This is a genomic window from Streptomyces sp. NPDC051578, from assembly GCF_044454045.1.
In the GTDB taxonomy this organism is placed as follows: domain Bacteria; phylum Actinomycetota; class Actinomycetes; order Streptomycetales; family Streptomycetaceae; genus Streptomyces.
On record NZ_JBITDH010000001.1, the window covers coordinates 1,379,422 to 1,391,259 of the forward strand.

Here is an 11,838-nt window from a genome sequence, read left to right on the forward strand (position 1 = left end):
GGGGCCGCACTCCCCTGCCCCCGCAGGTACCGAGAGCCGTGGAGGCGGGCAGTGTCGAGCGCAGCCGAGCAAGAGGCGGTGGAAACCGTCGCCGGAGAGGTACGGGTCGACGGGAGCGCGCCCGCGCCGCCCGTCGGCGGGCGAGCGGACGGGCACCCGCAGGACCGGCCGAACGCCCTGGTCAACGGAGCCAACGGGGTCAACGGAATCAAGGGGCAGGTCGCCGGCCGGCCCGCGGGCCGCACCGCGCGGGTGCCGGTGCCCCCCGGGCCGCCGGTGTGGCCCGGCTCCTCGCACCCGCTGGGCGCCCGCTACCGGTCGGGCCCCGACGGGACCGCGGGCACCAACTTCGCGCTGTGGGCTCCGGGCGCCGAGGCGGTGGAGCTCTGCCTGTTCGACGGGCGGGGCGCCGAGACCCGCTGCTCCCTGACGGAACTCACCCACGAGATCTGGCACGGCTTCCTCCCCGGCGTGCGGCCCGGGCAGCGGTACGGGTTCCGGGTGCACGGCCGCTGGGACCCCTGGACGGGGGCCCGCCACAACCCGGCGAAGCTGCTCCTGGACCCGTACGCCCGGGCGGTGGACGCGCTGCCGGGCAACGACTACGGCGCGCTGCCGCCGGAGGTGTACGGCCACGTGCGGGACTGGCCGCAGCAGTACATCGCGGACACCGTGCGCGACGACCGGGACTCGGCCCCGCACGTCCCCAAGGGGGTTGTGGTCCACGATGACGACGACTGGGCGGACGACGTCCGGCCGAAGACCCCGTGGGCCGACTCGGTGATCTACGAGCTGCACGTGCGCGGGTTCACGATGCGCCATCCGGGTGTTCCGGAGCAGCTGCGCGGCACCTACGCGGGGCTCGCCCATCCCGCGGCGATCGAGCACCTGACCCGGCTCGGGGTGACGGCGGTGGAGCTGCTGCCGGTGCACCAGTTCGCGCACGAGGACCACCTGCTGCGCCGGGGGATGCGCAACTACTGGGGCTACAACTCGATCGGCTACTTCGCCCCGCACGCCGCGTACTCGTCGAGCGGCACGGCCGGCCAGCAGGTCGGCGAATTCAAACGGATGGTGCGGGCGCTGCACGCGGCCGGGATCGAGGTCATCCTCGACGTGGTCTACAACCACACGGCGGAAGCGGGCGAACTGGGGCCGACCCTGTCGCTGCGCGGGATCGACAACCGGGGCTACTACCGGCTCCAGAACGACCAGCGCCGGTACGCGGACTACACGGGCTGCGGCAACACCCTGCACGCCGGGCGGCCGAACGTGCTGCGGCTGATCACCGATTCGCTGCGGTACTGGGTGACGGAGATGGGGGTCGACGGCTTCCGTTTCGACCTGGCGGCGGCCCTGGCCCGCTCGATGCACGACGTGGACATGCTCTCGCCGTTCCTCGCGGTGATCGCCCAGGACCCGGTGCTGCGGCGGGTCAAGCTGATCGCGGAGCCGTGGGACGTGGGCTCGGGCGGCTACCAGGTGGGCGCCTTCCCGCCGCTGTGGACGGAGTGGAACGACCGCTACCGGGACGCCGTGCGGGACTTCTGGCGCGGCGCGCTGCCCGACGTACGGGACCTGGGGTACCGGCTGTCGGGGTCGAGCGACCTCTACGCGTGGGGCGGCCGGCGCCCGTACGCCTCGGTGAACTTCGTGAGCGCGCACGACGGTTTCACGCTGCGGGACCTGGTGTCGTACGAGCGCAAGCACAACGAGGCCAACGGCGAGGACGGCCGCGACGGCACCAACGACAACCGGTCGTGGAACTGCGGGGCGGAGGGCGAGACGGACGACCCCAGGATCGGGGCGCTGCGCCGGCGGCAGCTGCGCAACCTGCTCACCACGCTGCTGCTGTCGACCGGCGTGCCGATGCTGGTCGCGGGCGACGAGTTCGGCCGGACGCAGGGCGGCAACAACAACGCGTACTGCCAGGACAACGCGACGAGCTGGCTGGACTGGTCGCTGCTGGAGGACCCGGCCTGGCGGGAACTGTTCGCCCTGACCACCCGCCTGACGGCGCTGCGCCGGGAGCATCCGGTGCTGCGCAGGCGGGCGTTCTTCTCGGGGCGCGCGCAGGACGCGGACGGCCTGCGCGACCTGGCGTGGTTCACCCCGGCGGGTACGGAGATGACGGAGCGGGACTGGTACGCGCCCGCCGCGGCGCTGGGCCTGTACCTGTCGGGCCGGGACATCCCGGGCCGGGACGAGCGGGGGCGGCAGGTGAGCGACGACAGCTTCCTGGCGTTGCTGCACGCCGGGGACCGGCCGGTGGAGTGGATGCTGCCGGGCGCGCCGTGGGCGGCGTCGTACGAGCTGGTGCTCGACACCTCGCGGGAGGAGCAGGCGGCGGCGCCCGGCACCCGTCACCGGGGCGGGGAGCGACTGACGGTGCCGGCGCGGGCGGTGCTGCTGCTGCGGGTGGCGGGCGAAGGCGCGGGGGCTCCGCCCGGCCCGGCCGACCACCGCTTCAAGACGTAAGGGCGCATCCGGAGCCGGAAGCGGTGTGCGCCCTGCGATGATGTGCCCTTCGTACACACACACGTCGCACACACTTGCGCGTCGCGAAGGGGGCTTGCGTCCATGCCGAGAGTCGGGACCGCGCTGCGGGAGCTGCGCGGGGCGCAGAAGTCGGCGAAGGGGGTGTCGCTCTACTCGCGGTTCGTCAACCGGCCCGCCGGACGGTACCTGGCCGCCGGTTCGTACGCGCTCGGCCTCACCCCGAACCAGGTGACGCTGGTCAGCGCCGCGTTCAGCTTCGCCGCCGTTTCGGCGGTGGCGCTGGCCGCGCCCTCGTGGGGGCTGGGGGTCGCGGTGTGGGCCGCGCTCGCGGTGGGCTTCGCCTTCGACTCGGCGGACGGACAGCTGGCCCGGCTGCGCGGGGGCGGCAGCGCCTCGGGCGAGTGGCTCGACCACGTCGTGGACTGCGCCAAGTTGACCGCGCTCCACACCTGCGTGCTGATCGCCTTCTACCGCTTCCCCGACGCCTACGGGACCGCGGGCGCCGACGGGACGGCGTCCGGCGGCTGGCTCCTGGTGCCGCTCGGCTTCCAGTTCGCGGCCGTCGTCACCTTCTTCGGCGGGCTGCTCACCGAGAAGCTCAAGCCGAGGCCGGCGCCGGGGAGCCCCGCCGCCGCCCCGTCGACGCTGCGCGCCGTGGCGTTGCTGCCCGTGGATTACGGGGTGTTCTGCCTGGTGTTCCTGCTGCTCGGCGGTGGCGGGCTGTTCCGCTGGGCGTACGCGGGCCTGGGCGCGGTCGCCGCGCTGTTCCTGCTGGCGTTCCTCGCGAAGTGGTTCCGGGAGCTCAGCGCAGTTCCGCGGTGAAGGGCTCCGGGAGCGGCTGGGCCAGCGCGTCCAGCGCCCGGCGCAGCTGGGTGCTGGAGGTGTGGACCGTGTAGGGGAAGTAGACGACGTCGACCCCGTGCTCGGCGAAGTCCTTCTCCAGCCGGTCGCCCTTGGGGGTGCCGCGCCAGTCGTCGCCCTTGAAGATGACGTCGAAGCGGACCTGCTTCCAGGTCTCCACCTTGTCGGGGACCGTCTCCACGAAGGCGGCGTCCACGTACTTGACGCTGCGGACGATCTCCAGCCGTTCGACGAGCGGGATCATCGGCCGGCGGCCCTTGGCGAGTTCGGCCATCTCGTCGGAGACCACCCCGGCCACCAGGTAGTCGCACTGACTGCGGGCGTGCCGGAGGATGTTGAGATGCCCGATATGGAACAGATCGTAGGCGCCGGGCGCGTAGCCGACTCGATACGGCCTGCGCGTGGGCGTGCCAAGGTCGGACATGTCCTGCTCCGTCATCTCTTACCCCCCAGAAGCCACACCCCCCGGCGTGGCGGATTAGCAGACAATAGCGTGCACGTTCCGCACCACGCCGGTGAACGAATAGGGTGACGAGCGCATCATCCAGGGGAGAAGGGGACGTTCAGTGTCCAGATCCGGTCACCGGCGACTGCTGCTGGTTTCCACCAATTACGCTCCCGAGCACGCGGGGATTGGGCCGTACGCCACCCAGATCGCGGAGCACTGGGCGGATCTCGGCCACGAGACGCACGTACTCGCGGGCATGCCGCACTATCCGGCCTGGTCGCTGGAGCCGGAGTACAAGGGGGCGCTCCGGCGCACGGAGCAGCGCGCGGGTGTCACCGTGCACCGGCGTGCGCACACCGTGCCGCCCCGCCAGACCGCCGTGCGACGGGCCCTGTTCGAAGGATCGATCCTGCTGCACGGCGCCGTGGCCCCGCCCCGGATGCCGAAGCCCGACGCGATCCTCGCCCAGATGCCCAGCCTGGCCGGCGGGGTGCTCGCGGCGCGGCTGGCCGCGAAGTGGAAGGTCCCCTACGTCCCGGTCGTCCAGGACCTGATGGGGGCCGCCGCCGCGCAGAGCGGGATCAGCGGCGGCGACAAGGCGGCCGCGCTGGCCGGGCGCGCCGAGGCCTACGCGCTCACACGCGCCACCCTGGTCGGCGTCATCCACGAGACCTTCGTGGACCGGGTCGTCGGGATGGGCGTGCCCGAGGAGAAGATCCGCCTGGTGCCCAACTGGTCCCACGTGGCCGTGCCGACCAAGCCGCGCGGCGAGACCCGCCGTCACCTCGGCTGGGCTCCGGGCCAGACGGTGGTCCTGCACTCCGGGAACATGGGCCTCAAACAGGGGCTCGAAGTCCTCGTGGGAGCGGCCCGCCTCGACCCGGACGTCCGCTTCGTCCTGATGGGAGACGGCAGCCAGCGCGGGGCCCTCGCCGACCTCGCGGCCGACGTACCGAACCTCGACATCATCCCCCCTGCCGCCGACGGCGAGTTCCCCGATATCCTCGCGGCGGCGGACGTGCTCGCGGTGACCCAGCACGCGGCGGTGCTCGACATGAGCGTGCCCTCCAAGCTGACCTCGTACTTCCAGGCCGGCCGGCCCGTCGTCGCGTCCGTCGCGGCGCAGGGCGGGACCGCCCAGGAGGTGGAACGTTCCGGCGCGGGGGTGCTCGTACCGCCGGAGGACCCGCACGCGCTGCTCAAGGCCGTACTTGCGCTGGCCGAGGACCCGGTGGCCGCGGACGCGCTGGGCGCCGCCGGGCCCGTCCACGTGGCGGCCCACCTGAGCCGCGAAGCGGGACTGGCCCGCATCGACGCACTGATGGACGAAGCACTTGGGGGTTCCCGGCCGTGATCGAGACGAACCGGCCGGCAGCGGCCCCCGCCGAGGACGAACCGGACCTCCTGCGGGACCAGTTCCGACAGCTCCTGCGCTACCGCCGGCTCCTCGGCGCGGGCGTCGGCATCGGACTGCTGGGCGGCGTCTACCTCGGCATATCCACGGCGGACACCTATGTCGCGACCGCCGACGTCGTGCTCCGCGCACCCACCGACGACCCCTTCAACCCGAGCCTGGCGCCCGACAAGGCGATCAACATCGGCTCGGAGCGCCAGGTGGCGCTCAGCTCCTCCACGGCCGACGAGGCGGCGAAGAAGCTCGGCGTCCCCGACTCCGGCGTCCCCGCCCTGCGCAGTGGCCTCCAGGTCACCAACCCGCCGCAGACGATGGTGCTCCGCTTCACGTACACCGCGTCCACCCCCCGGGAGGCCGCGAAGCGCGCCAACGCGATGACCGCGGCGTACCTGCTCAAGCGGCAGGAGTCCCTCGACGTCACCCGCGACAAGATGGTCAAGGGCTACCAGGACCAGCGCGATCCGGTCGCCAAGCAGCTGGACGAGCTCGTCAAGCAGATCAACGCCATGCCCTCCGGGCCGGGGCGCGACGCGGCGTACTCCTCCAAGACCGACCTGCAGAGCAAGGTCAACACCCTCAACAGCAACATCGCCAAGCTGCAGGCGCTGGACATGGCCCCGGGCCGGGTCACCAGCCCCGCGACCGCGCCCGGCGACTCCGACGGGCCGGGCCTGCCGATGTCCCTCGCGCTCGGCGCGGCCGTGGGTCTGGCGCTCGGTCTGCTCGCCGCCTGGGTGCGGCTCGTCTTCGACCCCGCGCCGCGCTCCGAGGGCGATGTGGCGCGGGCCCTGCGGGCGCCCGTACTGGGCTCCCTGCCGCGGGACAAGTCCGGTGGCGGTCCGCTGCTCGCCGCCGGTGAGGAGGACCCGCGCCTGGCGGAGGAGTTCCGGTCGGTGGCCTTCCGGCTCGCCTACGACTCCCGCTTCGCCGACCGGCGCCGGCTGCTGGTGGTCGCGCCGCGCGGCAGCAGCGAGACCGCCGCGGCGGTCGCCGTGAACCTGGCCGCCTCCTTCGCGGAGACCGGCAAGGACGTCCTGCTGATCGAGGCCGACCTGCGCACTCCGGTACTGGCCAGCCAGTTGCCGACCGACGCCGGCGGGCGGCCGCGCTGGAGCCAGATGCCGGGCGGCCCCGGCACGGGCGGCCGGCCCGGACAGCAGGGCGACTCCGACTGGCCCGACGGGCGCCAGCTCGTCGTGGACGCCGGGGAGTCGGGCGCCTTCGACCTGATCCCCGGCGAGCGGGTCCGCAACGTCGCCCGCGCGCTGACCTCGCCGCGCGCCACCCGGCTGATCTCCGAAGCCGACTCGCCGAACTCCACCGTCGTGGTGCTCGCGCCGCCCGTGCTCTCGTACGCCGACGCGCTCGCGCTGGTCGACCGCGTGGACGGCGTGCTCGTGGTCTGCGACCCGAGGGCGGTGCACCGCAGCGACCTGTCCCGCATCCGGGAACTCATCAGCGGCGCCGGCGGGACCGTGCTCGGCGCGGTGCTGCACGCGCCGCTGCCCGGAGACAAGCGCGGCGGGCGCGGCAAGGGCAAGGGCAAGGCGGACCCCGCCGCCCCGGCCGCGACGCCGGCCCCGGTCGGCACGTCGGCGCCGCAGCCGATTCCGTACGAGGTCGCGGAGGCCGAGCAGCACATCCCCGGTGACGGCACCGACACCGTCGCCCTGCGTACGGTCCGCACGGGCCGGCGGTGAGGCGCGGGGGTCTTGCGGCCGTCGCCTCGGTCCTGGACCAGGCCGCTTCCAGCGCAACCAACATCCTGGTACTGGTGCTGGCCGCCCGGCTGTCGTCGGCGTCCGGCTTCGCCGACTTCTCGATGGTGTACGTGACCTTCACGGTGCTCCTCGGACTGAACATGGCGTACGTCGGCCAGACGGTGGTGCTGGAGAAGTCCGCCGAACGCCTCGGCGCGGCGTGCCGTTCGGGTCTCGCCTTCACGGCGGCCGCCTCGTGCGTCGCCGGCGCGGTGTTGGCCCTGGTGGGCCTGGTGCTTCCGGGGGCCGGAGGCTGGGCGTTCCTCGCGCTGGGGCTCGTACTGCCGCTGGTGCTCGTACAGGACGGGCTGCGGTACTGCTTCTCGGCGCTGCGCGTGCCGGAGCGGGCGCTGGCCGCCGATGTACTGCGGCTGGGCGGCGTGGTCGGCGCGCTGCTCGCGCAGCCCGAAGGGGCCTCCGCGGGGCGGCTGGTGCTGGTGTGGGGGGTGTCGGCGCTGCCGGCGCTCGGCCTGGGGCTGTGGCTGCTGCGGCCCTACGTGCGCGGGGCGCGGGTGGAGCTGCGGCCGTACGTGCGGCGCGGGCACCTGGGTCAGCGGTTCGTGGTCGAGTTCGCGGTGGGCAACGGCTCCAGCCAGCTGGCGGTGCTGGGGCTCGGGGTGTTCGCTACGCCGCTGGCGGTGGGCGCGCTGCGGGGCGCCACGACCCTTTTCGGGCCGCTGAACGTGCTGTTCAACTCGGCGAACGCGTTCGGGCCGCCGGTGGTCGGGCGGGCGTCGGGCAAGCGGGGCGTGGTCCGGATGACCCTGGTCATGGGCGGGGTGCTGGCGGCGCTCGGCGCGGGGTGGGGCGCGGTGCTGTACGCGCTGCCGGGGTCGGTGGGGCGGCAGTTGCTGGGCGACACGTGGGCGGCGGCGTCCGCCCTGCTGCCCGCGACGGGTGCGCAGTACGCGGTGATGGGCCTGGGGACGTGCGCGCTGCTGACGCTGCGGGTGCTGAACCCGAAGGCGACGCTGTCGTTGCAGGTGGTGTTCTCGCTGCTGTCGGTGGCTGTGCTGCTGGGCGGGTACGCGGCGTGGGGTGTGGCGGGCGCCGCCTGGGGTCTGGCGGCCGGCTCGGCCGCGAAGGCCGCGGCGGCCTGGACGCGCGTCTCCCGCCTCCCGGCCTCCGAACCGGCCCGGGCCCCGGCCTCGGCCCCGGAACCCGCCTGAGCGGGCCCCGGCCTCGCAACCGAGCGGGCCCCGGCCTCGTGCCCGACCGGGCTGCGGCCTCGTGCCCGACCGGGCTGCGGCCTCGCGACTGACCGGGCTCCGGCGCCACGCGGTGCCGGCGGCAACGGGGCGGCCGCACCGGCCCGGCGTCAGCGGAGGCGGGCCGACTTGTCATCGCGGAACGTCGCGACCAGCGCCAGGCAGAGGGCCGCGATGGCGATCCGCCCCGACGCCTGGAGCAGGGGGCCCCGCAGGAGGATGAAGGAGTAGCCCGCCACCAGCGGGACCACCACCGAGATCAGGCTGCCCGGCGGCGACCGCCTCGTGGCCCGCTTCGCGTACCGGCGGTCCACCCGGGCGGCCGCGTACCCCATCCCCAGCAGTCCCGCGCCCATGCCCAGCGAGCCGAAGTCCACCCACAGCTCCGCCCAGATCGGGGACGAGAGGTTGGTGTTGACCGTCCCCATCCACTCCCCGATCATCACGCCCGTGTCCTTCGGCTTCCCCGCCCACACCGACCGTGGCACCGCGAAGAACACCGAGCCCGCGAGCTGCCGCCCGTACAAGTGGCCGGGACCGGAGTCCGAGTAGGTGATCGTGTTCGCGAACATGCCGATCTGGTCGTAGTCCTTGAGGGCCATCGGCTCCAGGAAGGACGTCGTCTCGACCGGCTTGTAGTTCTTCTCGTCGTACCGGAAGCGGTCCGCGAACGGGAAGACGAGCAGCGCGACCACCACGGCCATCGACAGCGCCACCCGGTACATCGCCGCACTCACCGGGAAGACGGTGAACAGCAGCGCGAACATGACCGTCAGGAACCAGTAGCGCGGGTTGGAGATCGGGTTGTTGACCACCAGGTTCAGCAGCGCGAGCCCGCCCCACGTCACGATGACCGACACCTTGCGGCGGGCGTACTTCGAGGTGATCAGCCAGCGCGTGTACAGCAGCAGCGCCAGCAGCGCCGGTACCGTGCCGAAGCCGCGCAGCAGGGCCTGGCCCGCCTGGCCGTCGCCGTTGGAGACGCCCGCCTCCTCGATGCCCGCGATGATCTCCTGTCGGCTGGAGAAGAAGACCGCCGGGCCGCCCAGCTTCACGATGAACGCCGCGCTGCACAGGAACGCGAGCGCGGTGAGCAGTTGCAGGCGCCGCCGGTGCGCGAGGACCGGCCGCTTCTCCTTCTGCGAGCCGCCCGCCCGCCCCGTCGGCCGGTGCCGGGCCAGCAGTACGCCGACGTCGAAGGCGGTACAGCCCAGCAGGACGAGACCGATGGCGGTCGTGAGGTCGTAGCGGGGCCCGACGACGGGTGTCGGGACCCGCCCGAGGACGGCCTGGGCGAGTGGGGCCACGCCCATCGCCATGTAGACGAACAGCCAGAACGAGCCCTGGAGCAGTTTGCGCCGGCTGGTCAGGACCATCGCGGAAAGCCGGGCGCCCGCGTACATCGTGAGCAGCAGTTGGAGCCAGAAGGCGGCGTCACGCTGGCCGTCGCCGGGCTGGACGGCGACGAAGAGCGGGAGGAACACGGTGAACCCGAGGATCAGCGGGACGGACAGCGCGCGCGAGAGCAGCGTACGGGGGGTGGTGACACGGCCCCACTGGGCCTCGTCCGGCGGCGCCGGTACCGCGACGCGGGGGTTGCGTATGTCCGTTGCCACTGTTGCCCCCACCCCATGTGCCTGGTCCGCGCGCAGTCTAGTCTGAGCGGGCGGCGCCCGGGGAGGCGCCGCGGGGTGGTTGTCGGGGGCGGACGATGAGGGGCGACTGTTGCGTGATCTTCCTTCCTTCACGCTGGCCGGGTACGACAAGGGGCGCGGGCTGCTGACGCAGGCGCTCTGGTTCGCGGTGATGAACACGCTCTTCATGGCGTGGTTCTGTCCGGCCCGGCTGCGGGTGGCGCTGCTGCGCGCGTTCGGTGCGCGGATCGGCGAGGGCGTGCTGATCCGGCACAAGGTACGGGTGCTGTGGCCGTGGAAGCTGACGGTCGGCGACCACGCGTGGATCGGCGAGGGCGCCTGGCTGCTGAACCTGGAGCCGGTGACCATCGGTGCGAACGTGTGCGTCTCGCAGGAGGCGATGCTGTGCACCGGCTCGCACGACCACCGGGCCGCCGACTTCCGCTACCGCAACGCGCCGATCGTGGTGGAGGACGGCGCGTGGGTGGCCGTACGGGCCACCGTGCTGGCGGGTGTGACGATCGGGCGGTGCGCCGTGGCGGGCGCGGGCGCGGTGGTCCACAAGGACCTGCCCGCGCTGACCCTGCAGACCCAGGACGGGCGTCGCCGCCCGGTGGAGGAGCCGAAGTGAGAGTCCTGCACGCCGTGACGCTGCACTCCCCCTCGCACGCCTTCGGCGGACCCGTCCGGGTCGCGCTGAACCTGGCGAAGGGGTTGCGGGCGCGCGGTCACGAGGCGCGGCTGCTGGCCCTCGGCGAGGGGTTCCCCGATCCCTGGCCCACCTCCGTGGAAGGGGTGCCCGCGAAGCTGTTCCCCGCCCGCAGGCTGCTGCCGCTGGGTTTCAGCGGGATGACCTCCCCGGCGCTCCTCGCCTCGGCGGGGCGGCTGGTGCGGGACGCCGACGTGGTCCACGTCCACCTCGCGCGGGACCTGGTGACGCTGCCGGTGGCGCTGGCCGCGCTGCGGGCCCGCAAGCCGCTGGTGCTCCAGACCCACGGCATGGTGGACCCGAGCGGGAGGCTGCTGGCCAAGGTGCTGGACGCGGTGGCGGTGCGCCGGCTGCTGCGCGGCGCGGACGCGGTGCTGTACCTGACCCCCCACGAGCGCGAGGGACTGAACGCGGTGGTGGGCCCGCCCGCGCTGGCCACGGCGGTACGGCTGGTCAACGGCACCCCGGCGCAGGAGGAGCGCCCGGCGCCGGCGGGTGCCCCGCGCATCCTGTACTCGGCGCGCCTGCAGGCCCGAAAGCGGCCGGTGGACTTCGTGGACGCGGCCCCGGCGGTACTGGCGGCGCATCCGGACGCGGAGTTCGTGGTGGCGGGCCCCGACGAGGGTGAACTGGAGGCGGTCCGGGCGCGGATCGCGGAGCTGGGGCTGGGCGCGCGGTTCACGGTTCCCGGGCCCCTGTCGGGCGCGGAGGTCTTGGCGGAGCTGCGCCGGGCCCACGTGTACGTGCTGCCTTCGGTGGAGGAGCCGTTCCCCATGTCGGTGCTGGAGGCGCTGGCGGTGGGAGTGCCGTCGGTGGTGACCCACTCCAACGGCCTGGCCCGGGACATCGCCGCGGCGGGGGCCGGGCGGGCGGTGGAGCCGGGTCCGGCGGGAGTCGCCGAAGCGGTCCTCGCCCTCCTGGACCCGGACGCGAACCGGTCGGCCTCGGTCGCCGCCCGGAAGCTGGCGGCGGAGTCGTTCTCCATGGACGCGGTGCTGGACACCCTCCTGCCGGTGTACGGGTCCGCACGCGGCGCGGGGGCGTGAGCCCCCGGGGCGTGCGTCAGATGATGTCGCGGCCCCGCTCCTCGACCACGGGGAGCACCCCGGCCGCCCGGCGGCGGCGCAGCACGCTGGAGTACACGGCCAGGCCGATCGCGCCCGCCGCCATCATGATCAGGCCGACGAGGGGGAGGTTGACCCCCTCCATCCGCCAGTCGCTCGCGAAGGTGAGGATGGCCCCCACCACGATCAGGGCTATGCAGCCGCCAATGCCTCGCATGTCAAGTCGCCTCCACGTTCGTGG

General features: G+C 73.6%; 10 protein-coding genes. 7 read left to right on the plus strand and 3 right to left on the minus strand.

What is annotated here, in order from left to right; genetic code table 11:
* Positions 1–207 precede the first annotated feature (207 nt).
* Complete coding sequence (glgX, locus tag ACIA6C_RS06125) at positions 208–2,478, plus strand: glycogen debranching protein GlgX (RefSeq protein WP_399274494.1); 2,271 nt, start codon at positions 208–210, stop codon at positions 2,476–2,478.
* 102 nt (positions 2,479–2,580) lie between these two features.
* Positions 2,581–3,321, plus strand: coding sequence for a CDP-alcohol phosphatidyltransferase family protein (locus tag ACIA6C_RS06130; protein WP_399273243.1), 741 nt, complete (start codon positions 2,581–2,583; stop codon positions 3,319–3,321).
* Here ACIA6C_RS06130 and ACIA6C_RS06135 read toward each other — a convergent pair.
* Positions 3,302–3,784: an adenylyltransferase/cytidyltransferase family protein gene (locus tag ACIA6C_RS06135; protein ID WP_361128408.1), complete on the minus strand. Its 483-nt coding sequence runs from the start codon at positions 3,782–3,784 to the stop codon at positions 3,302–3,304. The genes ACIA6C_RS06130 and ACIA6C_RS06135 overlap by 20 nt on opposite strands.
* Before the next feature lie 172 nt (positions 3,785–3,956).
* Between ACIA6C_RS06135 and ACIA6C_RS06140 the strand changes: the two genes are divergently transcribed.
* From ACIA6C_RS06140 to ACIA6C_RS06150, 3 genes are read left to right on the plus strand one after another with little or no spacing between them, the layout of a single operon-like run.
* Positions 3,957–5,162 (plus strand): glycosyltransferase, encoded by a 1,206-nt coding sequence (locus tag ACIA6C_RS06140; protein ID WP_399274496.1) that lies wholly within the window; start codon positions 3,957–3,959, stop codon positions 5,160–5,162.
* Complete coding sequence (locus ACIA6C_RS06145) at positions 5,159–6,922, plus strand: lipopolysaccharide biosynthesis protein (protein WP_399273245.1); 1,764 nt, start codon at positions 5,159–5,161, stop codon at positions 6,920–6,922. The genes ACIA6C_RS06140 and ACIA6C_RS06145 overlap by 4 nt, the downstream gene beginning before the upstream one ends.
* The gene (locus ACIA6C_RS06150; protein WP_399273247.1) at positions 6,919–8,151 is read left to right on the plus strand and encodes a hypothetical protein; all 1,233 of its coding nucleotides are present in this window, start codon (positions 6,919–6,921) and stop codon (positions 8,149–8,151) included. Before ACIA6C_RS06145 ends, ACIA6C_RS06150 begins: the two co-directional genes overlap by 4 nt.
* A 149-nt stretch (positions 8,152–8,300) precedes the next feature.
* On the opposite strand, the gene ACIA6C_RS06155 is transcribed toward ACIA6C_RS06150, so the two are convergent.
* Entirely contained in the window at positions 8,301–9,806 is a 1,506-nt protein-coding gene (locus tag ACIA6C_RS06155; protein ID WP_366079989.1) for a hypothetical protein, read from the minus strand.
* A gap of 109 nt (positions 9,807–9,915) precedes the next feature.
* On the opposite strand from ACIA6C_RS06155, the gene ACIA6C_RS06160 reads away from it, so the two are divergent.
* Positions 9,916–10,455 carry a WcaF family extracellular polysaccharide biosynthesis acetyltransferase gene (locus ACIA6C_RS06160; protein ID WP_399273249.1) on the plus strand — a complete coding sequence of 180 codons (540 nt, stop codon included), beginning with the start codon at positions 9,916–9,918 and terminating at the stop codon, positions 10,453–10,455.
* Positions 10,452–11,579, plus strand: coding sequence for a glycosyltransferase (locus ACIA6C_RS06165; protein WP_399273251.1), 1,128 nt, complete (start codon positions 10,452–10,454; stop codon positions 11,577–11,579). Before ACIA6C_RS06160 ends, ACIA6C_RS06165 begins: the two co-directional genes overlap by 4 nt.
* 16 nt (positions 11,580–11,595) lie before the next feature.
* On the opposite strand, the gene ACIA6C_RS06170 is transcribed toward ACIA6C_RS06165, so the two are convergent.
* A complete protein-coding gene (locus ACIA6C_RS06170) occupies positions 11,596–11,814 on the minus strand; it encodes a hypothetical protein (RefSeq protein ID WP_329198438.1) in 219 nt (72 codons plus the stop codon).
* Positions 11,815–11,838: the final 24 nt, after the last annotated feature.